Origin of the sequence: Desulfobacca acetoxidans DSM 11109, from assembly GCF_000195295.1 — a bacterium.
GTDB lineage: Bacteria > Desulfobacterota > Desulfobaccia > Desulfobaccales > Desulfobaccaceae > Desulfobacca > Desulfobacca acetoxidans.
In genome coordinates, this window is record NC_015388.1 from 1464361 (window position 1) to 1486576 (window position 22216).

Annotated in this window: 20 protein-coding genes, 1 tRNA gene, 1 pseudogene and 1 riboswitch; of the genes and pseudogenes, 20 read left to right on the top strand and 2 right to left on the bottom strand. The window is 53.9% G+C overall.

The genetic code is table 11. The features are described from left to right. Nucleotides 1-183 precede the first annotated feature (183 nt). The 4 genes and pseudogenes from DESAC_RS15170 to DESAC_RS16255 all read left to right on the top strand — a co-directional run. Nucleotides 184-1362, top strand: a complete 1179-nt coding sequence (locus DESAC_RS15170) for a GGDEF domain-containing response regulator (RefSeq protein ID WP_013706243.1) — start codon at nt 184-186, stop codon at nt 1360-1362. A gap of 87 nt (nt 1363-1449) precedes the next feature. Further along, nucleotides 1450-3504 carry a transketolase gene (tkt, locus tag DESAC_RS06330; protein ID WP_013706244.1) on the top strand — a complete coding sequence of 685 codons (2055 nt, stop codon included), beginning with the start codon at nt 1450-1452 and terminating at the stop codon, nt 3502-3504. Nucleotides 3505-3646: 142 nt separating this feature from the next. Beyond that, nucleotides 3647-3997: a hypothetical protein gene (locus tag DESAC_RS16250; RefSeq protein ID WP_041283836.1), complete on the top strand. Its 351-nt coding sequence runs from the start codon at nt 3647-3649 to the stop codon at nt 3995-3997. 176 nt (nt 3998-4173) lie between these two features. After that, nucleotides 4174-4587 (top strand): annotated as a pseudogene (locus DESAC_RS16255) (efflux RND transporter permease subunit); the annotation flags it as partial. 418 nt (nt 4588-5005) lie between these two features. Here the strand turns inward: DESAC_RS16255 and DESAC_RS16385 are convergent. Continuing rightward, nucleotides 5006-5509 (bottom strand): class I SAM-dependent methyltransferase, encoded by a 504-nt coding sequence (locus DESAC_RS16385; protein ID WP_013706245.1) that lies wholly within the window; start codon nt 5507-5509, stop codon nt 5006-5008. Nucleotides 5510-5919: 410 nt separating this feature from the next. Here DESAC_RS16385 and DESAC_RS06350 point away from each other — a divergent pair, with 410 nt between their 5' ends. The 10 genes from DESAC_RS06350 to DESAC_RS06395 all read left to right on the top strand — a co-directional run bounded on the left by DESAC_RS06350 (nt 5920) and on the right by DESAC_RS06395 (nt 16833). Then, nucleotides 5920-7065: a pyridoxal-phosphate-dependent aminotransferase family protein gene (locus DESAC_RS06350; RefSeq protein WP_013706246.1), complete on the top strand. Its 1146-nt coding sequence runs from the start codon at nt 5920-5922 to the stop codon at nt 7063-7065. A gap of 3 nt (nt 7066-7068) precedes the next feature. Further along, on the top strand, nt 7069-8649 hold the full coding sequence (gene serA, locus DESAC_RS06355) for a phosphoglycerate dehydrogenase (RefSeq protein ID WP_013706247.1): 1581 nt from the start codon (nt 7069-7071) through the stop codon (nt 8647-8649). Between the two features lie 60 nt (nt 8650-8709). After that, nucleotides 8710-9147 (top strand): DUF1844 domain-containing protein, encoded by a 438-nt coding sequence (locus tag DESAC_RS15720; protein WP_013706248.1) that lies wholly within the window; start codon nt 8710-8712, stop codon nt 9145-9147. Next, the gene (locus DESAC_RS15725) at nt 9147-10019 is read left to right on the top strand and encodes a 4-(cytidine 5'-diphospho)-2-C-methyl-D-erythritol kinase (protein WP_013706249.1); all 873 of its coding nucleotides are present in this window, start codon (nt 9147-9149) and stop codon (nt 10017-10019) included. Before DESAC_RS15720 ends, DESAC_RS15725 begins: the two co-directional genes overlap by 1 nt. Continuing rightward, nucleotides 10016-10954: a ribose-phosphate diphosphokinase gene (locus tag DESAC_RS06370; protein WP_041284312.1), complete on the top strand. Its 939-nt coding sequence runs from the start codon at nt 10016-10018 to the stop codon at nt 10952-10954. Before DESAC_RS15725 ends, DESAC_RS06370 begins: the two co-directional genes overlap by 4 nt. Before the next feature lie 261 nt (nt 10955-11215). Beyond that, on the top strand, nt 11216-11815 hold the full coding sequence (pth, locus tag DESAC_RS06375; protein ID WP_013706251.1) for an aminoacyl-tRNA hydrolase: 600 nt from the start codon (nt 11216-11218) through the stop codon (nt 11813-11815). A 192-nt stretch (nt 11816-12007) separates the two neighbouring features. Then, nucleotides 12008-12496, top strand: coding sequence for a hypothetical protein (locus tag DESAC_RS06380; protein ID WP_013706252.1), 489 nt, complete (start codon nt 12008-12010; stop codon nt 12494-12496). 96 nt (nt 12497-12592) lie between these two features. Continuing rightward, nucleotides 12593-12731: riboswitch (cyclic di-AMP (ydaO/yuaA leader) on the top strand. A gap of 58 nt (nt 12732-12789) precedes the next feature. Then, nucleotides 12790-14760, top strand: a complete 1971-nt coding sequence (locus DESAC_RS06385) for a potassium transporter Kup (protein ID WP_013706253.1) — start codon at nt 12790-12792, stop codon at nt 14758-14760. 7 nt (nt 14761-14767) lie between these two features. Continuing rightward, a complete protein-coding gene (locus DESAC_RS06390; protein WP_013706254.1) occupies nt 14768-16171 on the top strand; it encodes a TrkH family potassium uptake protein in 1404 nt (467 codons plus the stop codon). Further along, entirely contained in the window at nt 16168-16833 is a 666-nt protein-coding gene (locus DESAC_RS06395) for a potassium channel family protein (protein ID WP_013706255.1), read from the top strand. The genes DESAC_RS06390 and DESAC_RS06395 overlap by 4 nt, the downstream gene beginning before the upstream one ends. A gap of 193 nt (nt 16834-17026) precedes the next feature. Here the strand turns inward: DESAC_RS06395 and DESAC_RS06400 are convergent. After that, nucleotides 17027-17101, bottom strand: a tRNA-Val gene (locus tag DESAC_RS06400). Nucleotides 17102-17600: 499 nt separating this feature from the next. Here DESAC_RS06400 and cas6 point away from each other — a divergent pair. The 6 genes from cas6 to DESAC_RS06430 all read left to right on the top strand — a co-directional run bounded on the left by cas6 (nt 17601) and on the right by DESAC_RS06430 (nt 22144). Beyond that, nucleotides 17601-18590 carry a CRISPR system precrRNA processing endoribonuclease RAMP protein Cas6 gene (cas6, locus tag DESAC_RS06405; protein WP_013706256.1) on the top strand — a complete coding sequence of 330 codons (990 nt, stop codon included), beginning with the start codon at nt 17601-17603 and terminating at the stop codon, nt 18588-18590. Then, a complete protein-coding gene (locus tag DESAC_RS06410; protein WP_013706257.1) occupies nt 18587-18919 on the top strand; it encodes a DUF6883 domain-containing protein in 333 nt (110 codons plus the stop codon). The genes cas6 and DESAC_RS06410 overlap by 4 nt, the downstream gene beginning before the upstream one ends. A gap of 20 nt (nt 18920-18939) precedes the next feature. Next, nucleotides 18940-19176: a DUF4926 domain-containing protein gene (locus DESAC_RS06415; RefSeq protein WP_013706258.1), complete on the top strand. Its 237-nt coding sequence runs from the start codon at nt 18940-18942 to the stop codon at nt 19174-19176. A 256-nt stretch (nt 19177-19432) separates the two neighbouring features. Next, a complete protein-coding gene (locus tag DESAC_RS06420) occupies nt 19433-19822 on the top strand; it encodes a hypothetical protein (RefSeq protein ID WP_013706260.1) in 390 nt (129 codons plus the stop codon). Between the two features lie 338 nt (nt 19823-20160). After that, nucleotides 20161-21195, top strand: a complete 1035-nt coding sequence (locus DESAC_RS06425; RefSeq protein WP_013706261.1) for a hypothetical protein — start codon at nt 20161-20163, stop codon at nt 21193-21195. Beyond that, on the top strand, nt 21185-22144 hold the full coding sequence (locus DESAC_RS06430; RefSeq protein ID WP_013706262.1) for a reverse transcriptase domain-containing protein: 960 nt from the start codon (nt 21185-21187) through the stop codon (nt 22142-22144). Before DESAC_RS06425 ends, DESAC_RS06430 begins: the two co-directional genes overlap by 11 nt. The last annotated feature ends 72 nt before the right edge of the window (nt 22145-22216 follow it).

Sequence of the window (22216 nt, forward strand, 5' to 3'; positions counted from 1 at the left end):
GCCTGATCTTCCGAACACTAATGAAAGAACTTTCATAAAACTGGATTTGGGTCAGCAGCAGGACAAGTGTAAAGATTACCTGATTTCTTTATGATCGGTTCTATATCAGTAGGGATTATCTATTTGCTGCTGGCTACGTCCAATAAGGATTTTTGACTCGGAATATGGGGGAGATCGATTCAAATGGAAGTAGAACGGAGGCGGGAAGCCATAAAGCATGTGAAAGAATTGTTGGCAGAACCGGTGGAAATATTGGTGGTGGATGATTGCCCGGTCCAGGCTGAACTCCTCCGATATATCCTTGAAAACCAGAAATACCTGGTCTCCATAGCCAGAAACGGCCAGGAAGCTCTGGATAAACTCGAAGAGCGTCGGCCAACCCTCGTAATCAGTGATATCGCCATGCCCGAAATGGACGGGTTCGAACTCTGCCGGCGAATCAAAGCTGTTGATCGGTTTAAAGATCTGCCGGTAATTATCCTTACGTCTTTAAACGATCTAAGTCATGTTATGCAGGGTTTGAAGTGTGGTACCGATAATTTTATCAGCAAACCCTATAGTGCGGAGTTCCTGTTGTCTCGGATCAGACACGTCCTGATGAATCAAGGTCTAAGGAAGACCCGACCCCATCAGATGGGCATGGAAATCTTTTTCGACGGTCAGAAACATTTTATCAAATCGGATCGGGTGCAGATTTTGGACCTATTAATCTCAACCTTTGAAGGCGCCGTCGAAAAAAACAAGGCACTGGAGGAGGCGAACCGAGAATTGATCAAGGCCAGGGACCTGTTGCAGAGACAGACTGAAGAACTAATGGCTCTCTCACTACGCGACGGACTTACCGGACTTTATAACCGCCGGGCCTTTATGACTTTGGCGGAGCATCAACTCAAGGTAGCCGAGCGCACCGAGACCTCGCTGCTACTCATGTTTATTGACCTGGATGATTTAAAAGCTGTCAATGATCTTTATGGTCACGCCATGGGGGATCGGGTCTTGGTCGCCACCGCCAACATCTTGGGAACGGTATTTCGCCAATCAGACCTGGTCGCCCGCCTCGGGGGAGATGAATTTGTTGTCCTTTATCTCTGCAGTAATGCCGATGCCCCGGAAGCAGTAGTTGAGCGGCTGCAAAAGCGACTGCGGCAATACAATGCCTGTCCCAAAGAGCATCCCAATAATCTTTCCCTCAGTATCGGATTTGCCTGGTATAATCCGGGCTGCCCCGTACCTCTGGAAGAGCTTTTACAGGAAGCCGATGATATGATGTATGCTCAAAAGAAAGCTAAAAAGCAAGGTGTGGGTTATCCATCGCCTTCCGATCTGGCGACGCCTCCCTCAGGGAAGGGAATGTTGCATTAAGCAGGTTCCAGGGGGAACGTTTCTGAAATGTTATCGTTCCTAATTGGGTCAGCAGCCCATGAATAATTGCTTTGAAGGAGATTCAGCATGATTCCGGAGAACTCGCAATGCCTCCGTCCGGCTTCGGCCATAGACGAACTTTGCATTAATACCATTCGATTCCTGGCGGTGGATGCCGTGCAGCAGGCGCGTTCAGGACATCCCGGCATGCCGATGGGGGCGGCCGCTATGGCCTTTGCTCTCTGGGACCGCTTTCTCAAGTTCAACCCCCTCAACCCGCAATGGCCCGATCGGGACCGGTTTGTCCTTTCCGCCGGGCACGGCTGTGCTATGCTGTACGCCCTGCTGCACCTCTATGGCTTCGAATTGTCTCTGACGGAAATCAAAAGCTTCCGTCAGTGGGGTGCCCTGACGCCAGGACATCCCGAGTATGGCAGGACCCCGGGGGTGGAAGCTACCACCGGCCCCTTGGGACAAGGGATTGCCAATGCCGTCGGCATGGCCATTGCCGAGGCGGCCCTGGCGGCTCGCTTCAATCGACCCGAACACGCCATCATCGATCATTTTACCTATGTTCTGGCCGGGGACGGAGATCTGATGGAAGGGGTTGCCGCCGAGGCTATCTCTCTGGCCGGTCACCTCGGTCTCGGAAAACTCATCGTTCTCTATGACGATAATCACATCTCCATCGAAGGCGACACCACCATCGCCTTCACTGAGGACGTCAAAGGGCGTTTTGCGGCCTGCGGCTGGCACGTTCTCAGTGTCCAGGACGGCAATGAGGTCCGGGAAGTGGCGGCGGCAATTGCCGCAGCCCAACAGGAAAGCGGCCGCCCCTCTCTCATCGCCATCCGCAGCCACATCGGCTACGGCAGTCCCCACAAACAAGACACGCCCGAGGCCCACGGCGAACCGCTGGGGGAAAAGGAAGTGGCCCTGACCAAAGAACGGCTGGGGTGGCCAAGGGAGCCGACTTTTCATGTTCCGGCAGAGGCCTTGGAGCATTTTCGGCCGGCCGTAGCGCGAGGTGCAGCTTGGCAGGCTGAGTGGGAACGGCGTTTTCAGTCCTATGAACGGGAATATCCGGAGCTGGCGGCAGAGCTTAGGCGCCGGATAAACCGGGAGTTGCCCACGGGTTGGGACCAGGAAACGCCCGTTTTCAGTCCAGCCCAGGGGCCTGTGGCCACCCGGAGCGCCTCGGGCAAAATCCTCAATGCCCTGGCCCCCAAGCTCCCCGAGTTGATGGGCGGCTCGGCCGATCTGGCGCCCAGCACCAAGACCATCATTGCCGGAGCCGGGTCGTTTCAGGCCGGGTGCCGAGAGGGCCGCAATCTGCATTTCGGCGTCCGGGAGCACGGTATGGGGGCCATTTTGAACGGGTTAGCCTACCACGGCGGGTTTATCCCGTATGGCGCTACCTTCCTGATATTTAGCGATTACATGATTCCTGCCATACGCCTGGCGGCCATGGGCGGTCTTAAGGTGATCTATGTGTTCACCCATGACAGCATCGGCCTGGGTGAAGACGGCCCTACCCACCAGGCGGTGGAGCAGCTCTTGAGCCTGCGGGCTATCCCCAATCTTTCCGTTATCCGCCCCGCCGACGCCAATGAAACCGCTGCGGCCTGGCGGATTGCCCTGAGCCGCCAGGATGGACCGACAGCCCTGGCGCTGTCCCGACAGAATCTGCCGGTGCTGGATCTCCAGAAGTACCCGTATATCCAGGAGGGAGTAGGGCGCGGCGGCTATATTCTGGCGGAGCCGCCCGGCGGTGCCATTCCCGAGCTTATCCTGGTCGCCACCGGCTCGGAAGTACACCTGGCCCTTGAGGCTCAGGGGGCTTTGGCTGCCGCCGGAGTGGCAGCGCGCGTGGTGAGTCTGCCATGCGGGCAACTGTTTCAGGCGCAGCCGCCAACCTACCGCGAACAGGTGCTCCCACCCGGCAAACCGCTGGTTACCCTTGAAACCGGGGTTTCTTTAGGCTGGCGGCCCTATGTAACTACGGGCGGGCCGCTCGAGGTCATCGGCATAGATCGCTTTGGCGCCTCCGCCCCCGGCAACGTAGTGATGCGGGAGTATGGTTTTAGCGTCGAAAATGTCTGCCAGCGGGCATTAAATTTATTAGGGCGGGAGGGAAGGTAAGAGAGGATGATCTCATTACAGGAATCTTTATGATTCAAGATGGCATCCATCAGTCCTCAAACAGTATCGGCAACTGACCTATGAGGAGTTAGCCTTTCATCCGGAGGATTCGGCCTCCTTCCGTGTTTTTTCCAGGTTGAAGATGGGGCAGCATCCCAGCGACACCACCTTGCAAGAAAACATTAAGCCCATCAGTCCATTGACCAGGGAAGTGGTGAACCTGGTTCTCGTCCAGCATGCGGCCTGCCAGGATGCCGAGAAGGGTCGCACCGTCCGTTTCGATTCCATCGCTGTTGACGCCAATATTCATTATCCCACCGATTCGACCTTGCTGCAGGGAGGATATCGTGCTGGTGCGCAGACTTGTTTTTTTCCTGATTATATGGGTATTGTTGACCCTCCAGGCGGCTGCGGCGCCCGGGCGGGTCTATACCCTCAAGGAATTGGAGGAGATTGCCCTCCAAGTCCATCCGTCACTGAAGGCTGCATTTGAAGCCACGCGTCAGGCTGACGCCGACTGGCGGATCACCCGACAGTATCCTAATCCGGAATTAGATATTGGAGTAAGTTCCCAGAAGACCAAGGGCGGGGAAGGGCCTTTAACCGGCACCGGTTACAATCTTACGGTCACCCAGCCCATCGAGTGGGTGGGAAGGCGGGCTAAAAGGCGCCCTGATCATTCTGAACCTCCCCCTGGCCCTCATCGGCGGCATCCTGGGTCTGCTTATCTCCGGCCTCTACTTAAGTGTGCCGGCCTCGGTGGGGTTTATTGCCCTGTTTGGGGTGGCAGTGCTCAACGGGGTAGTCCTGGTTTCACAGATAAATCTGCTCCGGCGGGAGGGACTGGAAGTGGAGGAGGCGGTGCGGCAGGGATGCGAGCGGCGGCTGCAGCCGGTCTTGATGACTGCCCTGGTTGCCATTCTGGGGCTGGTCCCCTTGCTCTTTGCCACCGGACCCGGGTCGGAGGTGCAGCGGCCCCTGGCGGTGGTGGTGGTGAGCGGTCTTTTCACCTCCACCCTGCTGACCTTGATTGTTTTGCCGGTGCTGTATGGCAGGTTCGCCGAACGCCTGCCGGAGCATTAGGAGGGATATGTTTGAAATGCGTCACCTGACCGAAGAGGAAGGGGGTGGCTTTCTTATTACATTGCTGCCAAGATTGGGTTGGTATAAATGTGAAACTACCTCGTCTTTTTCTCGGTAATCAGGGAATGGGCAAGTATCATCAAAATAACCTTTAGGGTATTCATCTTCTGGTTTCCAGATATCATCCGCTCTTATGGTGTGAATGCTGCCATAGGACGGCGGGCGCGGCCCGCCCTATGAGTAAATTATCGATAATGGGATAGAGCGGCCCATGGCCGCCGGTTTCATTTAGTTCCGCCGCATCCCCTTGGGGATGCCCCGGACCTCCCGGTCGAACATACTGAAGTTCCAGAAGCTCCAATTGGCAATTCAAGGCTAATGTATTATATCGGCCGCAAGCCGGATGATGCGGTCTTCTTTACTCTTTAGTGAGATGGCCGGCCTGCCAGTTAATATCGTTCTGCTGTTCCTGAACCATGGGGTCCTTTCGCCGCCGGGAAGCTTTTTTAAAGGTGGCAATAGGCGCCAAGGCCTCTGCGCTGGCGTAATCCTGCGGCAGCCCGAATTCCTCATAAGCGGAAAGTTCCGCGCCGAATACATCTGTAAGCCTGTGTTTTATAAGTGAGATAGCCAGATGGGTTCGGAAGGCTTGGACGAGGTCCGCCACCTTCTTTGAGCCAAAGGTAACCACCTCGCGATAAGCTTTTTCTGCCTCCAGGTTCCAGTGCCAGGTGTCTTCAAAGGCGGTTATTTGGGCCGCTGCTAGTTCCCCACTTTTTTCAGCAAAGAGAATATTATAGGTTGCTTGACTGTTGAAGGGAGGGTCCAGGTAAATTAAATCCACACTAGCAGTGTCGATCTGATTGCGCAAGATATCGAGATTGTCCCCGAAAAAAAGTTTGTTTTTCCAGGCTGGACTCATGGCGCTTCCTCCAAGCTAAAGGTAATGCCTCCGGGGATAAAATAAAAATCGTAATACTTCGGCTATCTGAGATAATAGATCAGGAACATGGTTGACGGTGCCCACCCTACAGCACCACAGCATCGACAGACCCGTCTGTAGGGGCGAATCTGGTATTCGCCCCAAACAACTGAAGTGTTACTAAAGATCAATGTTCGGCTGGCCTAAGTTGGCTATGGCAACTATCTCACGATATAAAAAATATGGCAATGATCAAGAGCAGAACAGAAGCTATAAGATATTTTTCACAAGTTTATTGACAAGAGGTTGCGGGGATAATAAAATAACTTTTTAAATTTTAGAATAGCCGAGGCTTACCATTTCCCCGCGTCGTGGGGCCAAAATACACTTTTTAAAGGAAAATAAGTAAGATGAAGAAACATTATCTCTTAGCGCCCGGGCCCACTCCGGTGTCTCCGGAAACCCTGCTTGCCATGGCCACGCCCATCATTCACCACCGTTCGCCGCAGTTTGCCGAGGTAGTGGCGGAATGCCGGGTGGGTCTGAAGTATTTATTTCAGACAAAACAGGAAGTCTTAATCTTGGCCTCTACCGGTACCGGGGCTATGGAAGGAGCTATTACCAACACCCTTTCTCCGGGTGATACCGCCTTAGTGGTGCGGGGCGGCAAGTTTGGCGAGCGTTGGGGCGAGATCTGCGCCGCCTATGGGGTCAATTTCGAGGCCATCGATGTGGAGTGGGGCAGGGCGGTGCAGGTGGCTGACGTCGCTGCCAAACTGAAGGCCAACCCGGCTATTAAGGCCGTCTGCATTCAGGCCCATGAAACCTCCACCGGCGTTAATCATCCGGTAAAGGAGCTGGCTGAGCTTACCAAGTCCTTGCCTGGCACCCTGCTCCTGGTGGATGCCATCAGTGCTTTAGGAGCTTTTGAGCTGCCGATGGACGCCTGGGGGATAGACATCATGGTGGCCGGGTCGCAGAAGGCTATGATGCTGCCTCCGGGATTGGCCTTTGCCTGTCTGTCCGAAAAGGCCTGGGAATTTACCAAGACCGCCACGTGCAACAAATATTATTTCAATTTCTCCAAGGAACTGAAGAACATCCAGAAAAACACCGGCGCCTATACCTCGGCGGTCTCGTTGGTTATGGGTTTGCGCGATGTCTTACGGTATTTCAAGGAAGCCACTCTCGAGAAGATCTTTGCCGAACATCAACTGATGTCCAAGGCTACCAAAGCTGCCGTCAAGGCTCTGGGGTTGGAACTGTTCAGTCAGGAAGGTGCTTCCGACGCCCTGACCGCGGTCAGGGCGCCGGCCGGCGTCGACGGTCAGGACGTCGTAAAATTGCTGCGGGATAAATATGGCATTATGATTGCCGGCGGGCAGGCCGAAGCCAAGGGCAAGATTTTCCGGATTGCCCATATGGGGTATATCGGCAATTTTGATATCGTCATGATTATTGCCGCCCTGGAAGTGGTATTGAATGAATTAGGGTATAAAGCTCCTTACGGCGCCGGGGTTAAGGCGGCGGAGGAAGTATTGTTCGGGGGAGCCTAAGCCATGAAAGTTCTGATCAGCGACAACCTTCATGCTCATGGGGTGGCCATCTTCGAGCAGGCTCCCAATATCGAAGTTATCAATCGTCCGGGTATGCCACCGGAAGAGTTCATGGAAGTAGTTCAGGATGTGGACGGCCTGGTCATCCGCAGCGCCACCAAAGTGACCGATAAGGTATTGGAGGTTGCCAGTCGCCTCAAAGTGGTGGGGCGGGCCGGCACCGGTCTGGACAATGTCAATATTCCCGAAGCCACCAAACGGGGTATCGTGGTCATGAACACCCCCGGCGGCAACACCGTTACCACCGGTGAACATGCCATCTCCATGATGCTGGCCCTGGCGCGCAATATCCCCCAGGCCGCCCATTCCATGCGGGAGGGGCGTTGGGAAAAGAAGCGGTTTCAGGGTCGGGAGGTGTATAATAAAACTCTCGGCATTATCGGTTTGGGCCGGATCGGCACGGTGGTGGCTGGCCGGGCGCAGGGACTGAAGATGCGCATCCTGGGGTATGATCCTTTCGTCAAGAAAGAGATGGTGACCTCGTGCGGGGTAGAGTTGGTTACTCTGGATGAGCTTTTTGCCCGGTCTGATTTTATCACCCTGCACACCCCGAAAACCAAGGACACCGCCCACATTATCAGCCGGGAGGCCTTCCGCAAGATGAAACGGGGGGTGATGCTTATCAACTGCGCCCGAGGTGGGCTGATTGATGAGGAAGCCCTCAAAGAGGCCCTCGAGGAAGGCATCGTCGCCGGGGCGGCGTTGGACGTCTTCGAACAGGAACCGCCGGTGGGTTCACCGCTGCTGTTGATGGGCAACGTTGTCTGTACCCCGCATCTGGGCGCCTCCACCGAAGAGGCTCAGGAAAACGTGGCGGTGGCCATTGCCGAGCAGATGGTGGATTATCTGCTCAACGGTACGGTCAAAAATGCGGTCAATGCCCCTTCGGTGAGCGGAGAGGTATTGAATCAACTCCGGCCCTACCTAACGTTGGCGGAGGCGTTAGGCGCCTTTCAGGCCCAGATCGCCGAGGGCCCGATCGACAGCGTCAATATCGAGTACATCGGTGAAATATCGAAGCTGGACACCACCCCGCTCATGCACTCCATCATGAAGGGGTTGCTCTATCCGGTGATGCGGGACGAAGTGAATTACGTCAATGCTCCTGCCATCGCCAAAGATCGGGGAATCCATCTGACCGAAACCAAAGTGGAGTCGGCGGAGGATTTTACCACCCTGATACGTCTGACCGTACGGGCTGCTCAGAAGGAAAACATTTTGGCAGGCACCATTTTCGGCCGCTACGAACCCCGGTTAGTCCGCATTAATGCCTTCCGCTTAGAAGCCGTGCCCGAAGGCCACATGCTGTTTATTTACAATACCGACAGGCCGGGGGTCATCGGCGCCATCGGTACCACCATCGGCAACCACAAGATCAATATCGCCCGGATGACCGTGGGTCAGGAAAAAGAGCGGGGGCAGAACATTATCCTGCTGACTACCGACACGTCGGTTACTCCCGAATGTCTGGCTGATGTGCGGGCCCTGCCGCACGTGGCCTCGGCTCATCCACTTGAACTGTAATCCAAAGGAGGAGGACGCCGTGGCTCCTCCTCTTCCCATCCCTTGGCATTGGAGGGTGTCATGACCGATACCGAGGAAAAAGGCTTTACCGTCAAGGACCGCCGTTTTTTCCAGCAGTCGGAAGAAGAAAAAGAGCGTTTGCGGGAGGAATCCCGCCAGCGGGAGGAGGCGCGCGCCACGTACGAAGCCGAGGCTGCCAAGCCCGCGGATGCTGCCAAATCTCAAACCGGGACGCCCCTGCCGGAGATCAATTTCGCCTCGTTTATCATGTCTCTGGGAACGTCGGTGTTTATCCACCTGGGTGACGCGCCCCATCCCGAAACCGGCAAGAGCGATAAGGATATGTCCCTGGCCAAGCAGACCATCGATCTTTTAGGTCTTTTGAGGGAAAAAACCAGAAATAATCTAACTTCCGAAGAAGAAAACCTCTTTGACAATCTCTTGTACGATCTGCGGATGCGGTACGTGAGGGAAGTGACCAAATCCGGCGGGGCCTGATGCGGCATCTGACACTGCACTGCCCGGCCAAGGTCAATCTCTATCTCAAAGTCATCGGCCGGAGATCGGATGGTTATCATGATCTGATCACCCTGATGCAGCCCGTCACCTTAACAGATGAGCTGGCCATCAGCCATGCTGCAGCAGGGATTGGGTTAGAGTGCGACCATCCCGATTTACCTGTGGATGAAAGGAACCTGGCCGTGCGGGCGGCGATGGCTTTTCAAGCAGCCGTCTCGCGCCGATTCGGGGTTCGGATCCGGTTAAAAAAAAACATTCCTCTTGCTGCCGGGCTGGGAGGTGGCAGCAGCGATGCCGCCGGTGTCTTAAAGGGGTTGAATGCCATCAGCGGCAAACCTTTGACTGCTAGTCAGCTCCATCAACTGGCCCGCCGCCTGGGAGCGGACGTACCTTTTTTTTTACTGGACGGACCGGCTTGGGGGCGCGGTATCGGCGATGTCTTGACTCCGGTTGTCCTGCCCACCTATTGCTATGTTTTGGTGAATCCCGGCTATCAGATATCGACCGCCTGGGCGTATTCCCGGCTGCAACCGCCGTTTGTGGCGCCGGCGGAGGCCCGGTGGGATTGCTGGCCCGAGCAGCCTCCCGCTGCTTGGTTACACAACGATTTAGAGGCAGTTGCCATGGCAAGCTACCCTGATCTGCTTGCCCTGAAGCAGGCCTTGTGGCAGGAGGGGGCGGAAGGGGTATTGATGTCCGGCAGCGGTCCCACGGTTTTTGGCATCTTTGCTGATCAGGCGGCGGCTTCTGAGGCTGCCGAACGTCTGCGGACCGCCACCGGTTTTTGGACTGCTGCGGCGCTGGGGCTCTCTCCCACCTCATCGTCTCTCTTTTTAAAGGACTTGGGCTGATGAACGAGATCAGTATTTTTGCGGGCAATGCCAACCGCCCTTTAGCGGGGAAAATCTGCAGCTATCTGAATCTGCCTCTGGGGGAAGCCCTCGTGGGTCGTTTTTCTGATGGAGAAATTATCGTCGAAATCAAGGAAAATGTCCGAGGTAAAGATGTTTTCGTCGTCCAGCCCACCTGTACGCCGATTAATGAGAATCTGATGGAGCTGCTGATCATGGTGGATGCCCTGAAGCGGGCCTCGGCCGGCTGCATTACGGCGGTGACGCCGTATTACGCCTATGCCCGCCAGGATCGGAAGACGGCGCCCCGGATGCCGATCTCGGCCAAGTTGGTGGCCGATCTCTTTACCGTGGCCGGGACCCAGAGGCTTCTCACTATGGACCTCCATACCGGTCAGATCCAAGGATTTTTCAATATTCCGGTGGATCATCTGTTCGCGATGCCGGTGTTATTGGAATATATCAAGAATAATTTTGCTCCCGATCTGGCTATTGTCTCGCCCGACACCGGCGGGGTCGAGCGTGCCCGCGCCTTTGCCCGACGTCTGAAAAGCAGCCTGGCGATTATCGACAAACGCCGGGAAGGACCCGCCATTTCCGCTATGACGCTTATCGGCAATGTCTGGGGCAAAGAAACCGTCATTATTGATGATATGGTCAATACGGGGGGAACGTTGCATATGGCGGCGGAAATCCTGGTGCGGCACGGCGCCCGCTCTGTCCACGCCTGCGTCACGCATCCCGTGCTGGCGCGAGATTCCATCTCCACGATCAAAAACTCCCTTCTGCGCAGCCTCATTGTTACCGATACCATACCCCTATCAGCCGAAGCCGAGGCCTGCGAAAAGATCCAAGTCCTTTCCGTGGCCCCGCTCCTGGGAGAAGCCATCAGGCGGATTCACGCCCAAGATTCAGTAAGCTCTTTATTTATTTAGTGACGTAGAGAATGTTCATTGCGACCGGTTGGCAGTGGTCATCGATAAGCTGGCAATATTCACCTTGAAACGAAACTAACCAGATGGGTGGAGTGGACCTCCGGGCCCGCCATCTTCGAAAGTTTGCTGCTTCTCAAAGTGAACCCGGTGTTAGAGCAACTCACTGTCAAACGATGATTCGGGCTGTAGCCGTAGGGGCGAATCTTGTATTCGGCCTGAACCGGGTGCGGCAAGACCCTAGGCAGTTAAGGAAGGTTGATTTTGCAACTCTTCATTGGATTAGGAAATCCGGGATTTCGATATAAAAGAACCCGCCACAACGTCGGTTTTCAAATAATTGACGTCCTCAGCCAGAGATGGGGTATATCTCTCAACCGTCATACTTGTTCAGCCCAATGGGGTCGGGGGGGCTGGGCCGGCCAGGAGGTCGTTTTGGCTCAGCCGGAAACTTATATGAACCTCAGCGGCCGGGCCGTCTTTCGCTTGTTGGCTTTTTTTCAGTTGAGCGCCGCGGACTTGCTGATTATCCATGATGATCTGGATCTGCCACTCGGCAGGCTCAAGTTTGTCCTCAGGGGAGGCGCTGGCGGTCACCGGGGGGTTGCCTCGATTATCAACACCATCCATACCACCGAATTTTTACGCCTCAAAGTCGGCATAGGCCGTCCGCAATACGGTGAAACGGTGGAAAACTATGTGCTCAGTCCCTGTTATCCGGCCGAAATTGATACCTATGCCAGTATGATAGATCGAACGGCTGACGCTCTCGAAGCAGTCTTAAAAGTCGGCCTCAACCAGGCTATGAGTCTTTTCCATGGTTGGATGCCGCCGGCCGAAAACCGCTCGGCGACTAGCTCGTAGCCATCCGGAAAGTCATGGTATTGCCTCACCCCGCTTACTGGGAAGTTAATTATCCCCTCGCCCCGCTTGCGGGGAGAGGATAAGGGAGCGGGGTGAAAACATCATTATTCCATTTAGTTGCAATATTACCGGAGACCAGCCATAGTTTCCGGATGGGACTTAATTACAAAATCTTTACAGAAGAGGCACGATATGATTTCTGGCAGAAATGATGATGACCGGGAACGGCCTGATTGGCGGGCCATTGATCGAATACGGGATCGTTCCCGGCATCGGCGGGTAGAGCCAAAGCCGCCGGGAGGTCGGAAGCAGGAGGAGAAAATCAGGCGGGAAGTCCTCAAACAGGCGGAAGCGCTTTTCGGAGGCAAACAGCAGCGGCCGGAATACAAAAAGGCAGCAGCTGAACTAGCAGACCACCGGGCCACGCCGCACTTTTCGGCATTGGCAGCAAAGTTTCTGGCGGCCTATGGGTTGCCGGAAGACTGGCGAGCCCTGATGTTATTTTTAGATTATCCGGAGTCTACCGTGATTGTCGAAGCCGTGCATCGCCTGCAGCAATTGGCGCCGACCCAGACCATGACCGAGATACAAGGGTTTAAAGGCAAGCTGCGTACGCTCTCTCTGATATCCCCCTTTCCGGAGGTAAGGGAGCAGGCGGAAGCAACGCTGGCGAAACTCTAGGCTTCTGTCCCCTTCAAGCGACTCTCCGGTCTCTTCTTAACCGAAATGTTATTCAAATGCTGCTTGACAAAACTGCAGCCTGGCTTATAGTAAAAGCTATACTAACAGCCGAAATCCATGGTCAAACTATGGGTGCGGGGGAACCGGGTATTAGGGGCGTATCGCCGTCCGGCGTAGGACAACCTCATCGGTCCAAGCCCTGCAGCTAACCTCGTAGGCGTCGATGGGGAGAGACCTTCCGGACTGGATGCCCGGAGGCGTGACCTCCCGGAAAAATAGTTTGGAGAGTTCTCATGAGTTTGGCTTCCGCTTCAGGAGCGGAGCAGACGTTTCAATCCGCATCAGAACCAGCCGCCGATTTCCCCTCCGGCCATAACAGCCCTAAAGCTCGCTTAGATAAAAAGAAAAATCTGCTTCTGGCGCTGGGGGCTATGGGAGTGGTATATGGCGATATCGGCACCAGTCCGCTCTACACCGTCAAGGAATGCTTCCACGGCAAGCACGCCATGGCCATCTCCCCGGATAACATTCTAGGGGTTATGTCCCTAATTTTCTGGTCGCTGACGATGGTAGTGACCGTAAAATATGTCATGTTCATTTTGAGGGCCGACAACCATGGTGAGGGCGGGATTTATGCCCTGGCCGCCCTGTTTCTCGGAAAAGGAAAGCAGAGTGTGTCGCCCGGTACGGTAAACCGGCTAGTGCTCCTGGCAATTTTTGGCGCCGCCCTGTTGTGCGGTGAAGGCCTGATTACGCCGGTCATCTCGGTACTCTCTGCCATGGAGGGCCTAAACGTAGCTACCAAGGCGGCCGAACCTTTTGTCCTGCCACTTTCTTGTGGGGTCTTGTTCGGCCTGTTTCTAGTACAGAGCCAGGGGACGGAGCGGATCGGCAAGATCTTCGGTCCCATAATGATCTTCTGGTTCATTTCTCTGGGCCTCTTGGGAATCATGCAGGTTTTTCGGACGCCGGGGATTTTGGCGGCCCTGGATCCACGTTACGCCGTAAACTTCTTTCTGGTCAATCGCCTGCATGGCGCCATAGTACTAGGTGCCGTCGTGCTCTGTATTACTGGATGTGAGGCGCTGTATGCCGACATGGGTCATTTCGGGCGCGGTCCTATCCGCCTTTCCTGGATCGCCTTAGTGTTTCCAGCCCTCCTGCTCAATTATTTCGGCCAAACTGCCCTCCTGCTGGAAAATCCCCTTGCCGCCGTTCATCCCTTTTATGAACTGGTGCCTAAAGTGCTTTTGTATCCTATGGTTGGGCTAGCCACCACTGCCACCGTGATTGCCTCCCAGGCCATGATCTCCGGCGTCTTTTCGCTGATGCAGCAAGCCATTCAGATCGGCTACGCCCCCCGGTTACGCATTGTCCACACCTCGGGAGAAACCAAGGGGCAGATTTACATGCCTTGGGTCAACTCGGTGATGATGATCGGCTGCCTCGGTTTGGCCCTGGCTTTTAAGGAATCCAGCAACTTAGCTGCCGCTTACGGTATTGCCGTGACCGGTACCATGTGTATCAGCACCGTTATTTATTATTACATCACCCGCTTTAACTGGGGTTGGCCGCTCTGGCAGTCCTTGCCGTTGGCTGCCCTCTTCCTATGCTTCGATTTCTCCTTTTTTAGTGCCAATCTGCTCAAGTTCCTGGATGGTGGTTGGTTTGCGGTAAGCGTTGCGGTTTTGCTCTTTACGGTCATGGTCACCTGGCGGGACGGGCGAGCCGCCCTCCGAAAACGTTTTGAAGAGGCCCAGGTCCCTTTTGATGTCTTAATGTACGATATTACTACCTATAGGTTGGTGCGTACCCCCGGCACCGCTTTTTTTCTGGCCTTATCGCCAACCGGAACTCCCATTGTCTTGCTCCACCTTTTGAAGCATACCGAAGCCCTGCCTGAAAGAGTTTTTATTCTCTCAATCCTTTCTACTGATATTCCCTACGTCTTGCCGGAACAAAGACTGGAAATAACCGACAAGGGTCATGGTTTCTATCGCATTGTAGCTTCCTACGGCTTTATGGAAACCCCCAACGTTCCTGAAATCATTGACTTGGCGAACGAGCGGGGTCTGGATATTGACATCTTCGCCACATCCTTCTATTTAGGCAGGGAATCATTGCTTACCACCGGCTTCAGCAAGATGGCCCGCTGGCGCAAGGGCCTGTTCGCTTTCTTGTCCCGCAACGCCTGGAACGTCTCCACCTTTTTCGGCATTCCTCCCGGTCGGGTCGTAGAATTGGGCAGCCAGGTGGAAATTTAGTATTATCATGAGCAGTGGATTTTTTCGAAATGCCGCATTCTACCTACTCATCAATAGGTTTGCGCCCTTCCTGCGATCGCCCCAGTTTTTGTTGATCAGTGGTTTTAGCGCGGTTATCTGGGTGGGAGCGGTGTTCCTCTGGCTGCCCTGGAGCCACCAACCGGGGAAGGTAAGTTTTTTAAATGCCCTGTTCACTTCTACGTCGTCAGTCTGCGTCACCGGCCTGATCGTGGTGGATACGAGCACGGTCTACACCACCTTTGGTCAGGTGGTGATCCTCCTGCTCATTCAAACCGGCGGGCTGGGGGTCATGACCTTTGCGGCGCTGACCTTTCAGATGCTAGGGCGGCGCTTGTCACTCCAATCCCAGATGGTCTTGCACGATTCTTTCTTTCAGCAGGATATTGGCTCTGATTTCCGTCACCTGTTTTTCCGCATCTTAATGACAACTGTTGCCATTGAGGCCGTGGGGATGATGGTTATCGGCCTGGCGTTGTTTGTGCGGACCGGCAATTGGGGGCAATCATGCTACAGTGCCCTCTTTCACTCAATCTCGGCCTTTTGCAACGCCGGTTTTTCCATTTATAAAGATAGCCTGGTCGATCTCAGAGATAATCAGATTATCCTGGCGGCGATAATGCTGCTGATCATTGCCGGTGGGCTGGGACATGCGGTTTTATTGGAGTTCTGGAGGAGGTTGCGGCCTGTTTGGAATCAAGGCCATGACCAGACCCCGTCGCGGTTCTGGTCGACCCATGCCAGGGTGGTCTGGCGCATGACCTGTTGTCTTATTGTTATCGGAACATTGGGGATATTGTTTTTCGGTTTAACCAAAGATGAGGTGGGATGGGTGGAAAGGGTTTCCGGGGCCCTATTCCAGTCGGTTACCGCCCGGACGGCAGGTTTCAACACGGTGAATTGCGGGGCCCTGCCGTTGAGTTCCCTCATGTTGATTATCATGTTGATGTTTATCGGCGGCTCGCCTGGTTCGTGCGCCGGAGGTATCAAGACAACCTCTTTCGCCATCTGGCTGGCCGAGATGCGCTCCAAACTGCGGGGCTCTCAAGAGGTAAAAATTTTAGACCGGCAGGTGCCCCCCGAGATCTTATGGCGCAATACCATCCTCATCCGCCTGGCTGCGGCCTGGAATATCTTCGGCATCTTTTTATTGTTGTATACCGAAACCGCGCCGGGGGTAGGTATGCATGACGTGGTCTTCGAACAGATTTCAGCTTTTGGCACGGTGGGGTTGTCGACCGGATTGACCGAAAAACTCTCCGTGGTCGGCCGCCTGTGGATTATTTTGACTATGTTTATCGGCCGGGTCGGGCCTCTCACCGTCGCGATGTGGATCATTCCCGAACGGCATGTAATGATTCGTTATCCTCGCGGCAGGATTATGATCGGATGAAGTGGAAAAAACATATCTGCGTTATCGGGTTGGGGCAGTTCGGTATGGAGCTGGCCCGGGAGCTGTCGAAAAGCTGTGAAGTGCTGGCTTTGGATGTAAATGAAGACTTGGTCTATGCCATTGCCGACGATGTGCAACGGGCCATGGCGGTGGACGCGCGGGATTATGCCAGTCTGAAGCAGGTGGTGACGGCGGATTTTGATGAGGTTATCGTCAGTTTGGGTGAGAGCCTCGAAGCCAGTATCCTCTGCACCCTGCACCTCAAAAAGATCGGCGTCAAGATGATCCGCGCCAAGGTGATGAGCGAAGACCACGCCGCGATCTTGCATTCCCTGGGGGTGCAGGAAGTCATCTTCCCGGAGCGGGAGACCGCCTGGCGGCTGGCGGTCCAGATCATGAATCCCAATTTATTGGATTATATCCCGTTGGAGGCAGGGTACCGGGTGATGGACGTGGCGCCGCCGAACAGCTTCTACGGCCGCAGCCTGATGGAATTGGGTCTCCGGAAGCAATACGGCGTCTTCGTCATTGCCGTCAAGGAACTGGTGCCGCAGCGCTTTGTCTTCCTGCCGGAACCTAGTTTCGTGGTAAAGCCCAGCGATATTCTGGTCATGATCGGCCGCGAGGAACAACTGGCGCTCCTGCAGGAAAAAGCCGCCTAGCGGTAAGCCTAAGGAAGTTCGACATAGGTAGGTTCGCACGGACTTTCCCTGTTACACCACCGCGACCCGGGGGCGCCGCCGCGTGACCCCAAGGTTTTCGATTCTGCAACCAACAGGGGAGGAGTGGCATACTTTTATCCGGTCCAGAAACCCAAAGGGGCTGGCCAGTTACGGCTAACCCCTTGATTTTGCGTGGTAGGCACGAAGGGATTTGAACCCTTGACCTCTACCGTGTCAGGGTAGCGCTCTCCCCCTGAGCTACGTGCCTTGATGTATGTTGTCTTTGTATCCTGTTTCCTCCACGGCGTCAAGATTTTTTGCCATCTTTTTCGGTCCTCAGGATTCGGCCAACCGCTCTGAATCTATTCCTAACTGAATTAAACCACATTACATATGGCAGATTGGGCTGCATACCTACAAGGGGCAGGAGAAATATTGCGTCCCGGCGAAGTCAGCAAACCATTCGTTGCTATGATCAGAAACCTTCAAAAACTGTCATCATTGGTACCCCGGCCCGACTAGAGTTGGCGGCACACGGATTATAATTGCTGCATCATAATATTATCATGCAATAACAATTAATTAAGGCATATTTGCAGCTTGTTCCGATTGTCTCTGCTTATTATAAAAAACCGCCAAAAATGCGGTTTTTGAAAATGCCGGTTTTTTTTAGGTGGTATTCGAATCATAAATTCTCTTGCATAAGTTTATCTGGTTCTATTATGATGAAAAATACATAATGAACTGAGGTCCCGATCGGATAACAAATGATGGCAGATTCCGCCTTTCCACCCTGGCGTTTTGCCCGGTTTCGTTTTCTGGTACGTTTCAGGGACAATGCCATTCTTCCCCCGTATAAAGGAGCCATTTTTCGGGGCGTCTTTGGAAAGACGTTACGGAAGCTGGTCTGCATCGCCCCCCAGGCGGAATGCCGGGAGTGCGCCTTTGCCGCCAAGTGTTTATACGTTGCCATTTTTGAGCCGTCGCCGCCGCCGGGCGCGCCTGAGGCCCGGAAATACCTAAAGGCCCCCCGGCCCTTCGTTCTGAACCCGCCGTTAACCAACCGGCAATCCTTTCATGCCGGCGACAGCCTGAATTTCGACCTGGTGTTGATCGGACCGGCCATCGAGGCCCTCCCCTATTTTATCTATATTTTTCAGGAGGTGGGCAAGAAGGGGTTGGGGCGGGAGCGGAGCCGGTATGACCTCATGCGGGTGGAGTCGGTCCGGGAGGGGCAAAGGGCGGTGATCTATGAGAAGGAGACAATCTTCGCCGACCGGCTGCACGCGGAGACCGGGCCGGTGACGCGGCCGGGGGATGCTGCGGTGCGGGAGGTTACCCTGGAATTGCTGACGCCGCTGCGGTTGAAGGTTCGGGGGGACCTGGCCACGGATTTAAGCTTTGGCTTGTGGTGGGAGAACCTGAGCCGACGTCTGGGGCTGCTGGCGGCGTTTTACGGGGAGGGCCGGGAGCCGGATTGGGACGGCCTGTCAGACAAGGCCGCGGGTATAACAACCAGGGAGAGCCGGCTGCACTGGTACGACTGGGAGCGCTATTCCTTCAGCCAGAAAGAACTGATGAAGCTGGGGGGCCTGAAAGGGACGATCACCTTTGCCGGGGAGTTGGGGCCGTTCATGCCCTACCTACGCTTGGGGGAGCAGGTGAACCTGGGCCAGGGAACAACGTTCGGGTTGGGGAGGTATGGGTTGGGCCGGGGAAATACAATTTCCCGGGGGTGTGATGGGAGACAGGAATGAAGCTTCCAAACCGAGATGGGGCGTACATTCCTCGGGATAAAATTATTGCATACCTCCTATCGCCTACTCATCCAGTGGGGAGATTAAAGGCCCACTTTTTTCGGTCCATAGGTTTCGATACCAGTGATATAACTGAATTGGAGGGACAATTTTTAAAAATCGCCCATAACGAAGATGTTATAGCTCAAATAATCTCTCCTTACGGGATAAAATTTATCGTGGACGGTGTACTGGAGAGAAAGGGGGAGGCGGTGGCCCAGATCCGGACTATTTGGATAATCGATGCAGGCGGGAATTATCCCCGTTTTGTCACCGCCTACCCCTTATAAGAGAGGAGCAGGAGATCAACATGTTTAAAGAATTGGACATTGCCGTGCTTAGGCGGGACGTGCCGGAACACGACCTCAAATCAGGAGATATTGGTGCCATAGTACACTGCTATGACGTCGGGGAGATGTATGAGGTTGAATTTGTGGACGCCGGGGGAAAAACTGTGGCCTTGTTGACATTGGGCGCGGCCGATATCAGAGCTATGGATGGTTCAGAGATTTTACACGTCCGGGGTTTGGAGAAGGCGGCGGCTTGAGGGAAGGGATGTTCAATAGAAACACTTGAACGTTTCCGGGTTGTCAGGGATAACGGCATGATCGATTTTCAAGATGCGGAAAAAGATGACCCGTAGGGTGGAAAAGCGGAGCGCCTCCCGCCTTTGGGAGGGGCAAAAAAAGGTCAGAGGGCAAGGTCGAGCAGATTGGGCACTCCCCATAATCATGTCCCTGCTGTTCCCCTTTTGAGCGGCCTCGGTTCTTTTGTCTTTCCCTGGGGAGAGCCGGCTGCACTGGATGGACGAATATTGTGAAACCCCCATGCGTTATCTGGGAACCACCGACACCGGGCACGAGTTTGGCTGTGACGCCCAGACTAACGAATGTTTTCGGGCTCCGCTTTGCCCCCAATGCCGAGAAATACCTTTTGATTCCGGACAATTTGGCCAACTTCCGGATATGTTAGAGGAAGTCGACAAAATCTGTAAGCTTCGCAAGAATATGGAAAGATCGTACAATCTGTTCAAGCATGTCGCTGGCTTAGAACGCTTACGTCTGAAATCGCAGCAGAGTGTGATGGCTGCCGTAACTTTTGCGCAATTGGCCACCGGACTCATGGAAATTGCCAGGCACCACCAATCGTCAGAAAAGGAGCATCGACCCAAGCAATTGCAGTTGGCGGCCTAAGACGCCAAACCAATCAAAATAAAGCATTCAAAAGAGCTGGCATGACCTCTTGGTGGAAACCTATATTCTTGGGCTTTGATAACCTGATAAAAAAAGCCATGAAAAATTTAAGTCTGGGTTTTTTCATACCAAAAGATTGATGCCAACTCGTTGAGTTGCCAAAATTTGCTTTAAAAAACACGCCGCTCAATTTTGAACCTTATTTCTGGAGATACTTTTTAACAGGCTTTATAAATCAAAAGGTTGTGGCAGAGTAAAGATTGAGGTGGAAGAAAAAAATCAGGAAAAAAAGGAGAAATAACTCCATCTCCTGATTGATATAATTTTGAGGTCAAACTATGCCTGACGCCAGATTAGGCCAGGGTCTGGAAAGGCTGCGGCAGCGCCGACTTTTTCTGGACGATTTGCTTCTCGTCGCCATAGGGATAGGTCTTCTTGTTAACCTCTTTGCCAGCGCCCTCTTCGTGTATATAACTGATAGTTATAAAAAAAGCTCTTGGGGTGAAGGTTGGGGGTGGACATTAGTATTTCTTTCTTGGCTTCTTTTTGCCATTCTATTGGTGACTTATAAAATACGCTGTCAGAAAGATATTGAGTCCAGCTATTTTACACTGGTTTTGCCCATATTAATCGATCCGGGGAATAACAACGTCGAGATTCTGCATCATGATCATTACAAACCCGCCAAGCAGGCCCGCCAGTTTTCTGAGAGTGTCAAAAACTCTTGGAAAACCCAATTTCTTCAAGACTGGCCGGGATGTAAGTTCATAAGACCCCAAGTTTTCGGCCCGGCCAATTATTGCTGGGGCGTCCTGGCGCACATCGTTCAGGCTTTACTTTTCCAGGAATTGAAGAAATATGGAGAACTGACCCTTACTCAACAAGTACGCTATCATACACGATTTCTGCGACTGGCCGTTGGCGGTCTGACGAGAGGTACGCTGGAACGGACCCAATGGCCCCAAGCACTTCAGGAAAATAAGTTTATTACCGCGGAAAAACTTTTCCTTCCCGTAGGAGCGCTTCTTACTTCGACGGAACCTTCGGTTCATCCTAATGAACCACCAGGCCGCCGGGACCTGACGGTAAGTATTAAACACGGTTCTCTGACGTTTTCCATCTCCCCCTACTGGATTACCCTGCGCGAGATCGAACCGGCCATAAAAATCTTTGATCCTCAGGAACCTGAAAAAATCTGTTTTTTGGCCATACCCATCGAGACGCGTCTGATTTTCCAAGGGAGTTTATTGAAGCGCCAGGCAATCACAATTTACCACTATCTCTGGCTTAAAAAACTGCGCGACGCCGCCTGCCATTATTTTAGTTGGGGAAATTTTTTAGGGATTAATCGGGAATGTGGCAATGATCTCTGAAATAACAGTCACCTCCAACCTCCATCACGCCTTCACCCGGGTCGAGGCCTCCCAGGGCATGCCCGGGGTGGATGGGGTGAGTTTGGGGGGATTTAAGGAGGATTTGGCGGTTAATCTGGCGATATTGGGGGAGGAGCTGAGAAGCGGGGAGTATGCGCCCCTGCCGCTGTTGCGCTTTCTGGTGGCCAAGCGGGATGGGTCCCCTCGGCCTTTGTCTGTCCCTACCGTGCGGGACCGGGTGGCCCAGGCGGCGGTATTGAATAGTATTGAGCCGATTTTCGAGGCTCAATTTGAGGAGGTCAGCTTCGCCTACCGGAAAGGTCGGTCGGTGAGGCAGGCGGCGTATCGAATCAAAGAATTGCGGGACCAGGGGTATCGGTTTGTGGTGGATGCCGATCTGGACGCCTTTTTCGACAACATTAACCATGAACTGTTGCTGGCCAAGGTTGCCAACATAATAACAGATCCGGACATCCTGAGATTGATCGGTCTCTGGGTCCAGGCCGAGGTGTATGACGGCGAGAAGATATATATGATGGAAAAAGGCATACCCCAGGGGGCGGTCATCTCTCCGGTTTTGGCAAATCTGTTTCTGGATGAACTGGATGAGGGGCTCATCCGAAAAGGCTACGCACTGGTGCGGTATGCGGACGACTTCGTGATTTTGGCCCGGACCCGGCCGGAGGCCGAAGCGGCCATGGCGTTTACCGAAGAAATCCTGGAGAAGATGAATCTGGCCCTGGATATGGAGGATACGGAGATTACAGATTTTAAGCGGGGATTTACGTATCTGGGGCTGATTTTCGCGGGGGAGGCGATTCTGGCTCCCTTTGACCGGCCAAAGAGGGAGCGGAAGGTTTTGTATATGCCGCCGCCTTTTGATTTGGAGAAGTATTTTGCGGGGAGGGAGAAATTAAAGGTAAAGGGTAATGATAACATTGATGTATAATAGAAAAATTGGAGATTTTCATGCATGGGAAAAATCTCCTGGGCAACAAAGCCGCGGGTCCTTAGAGGAGGA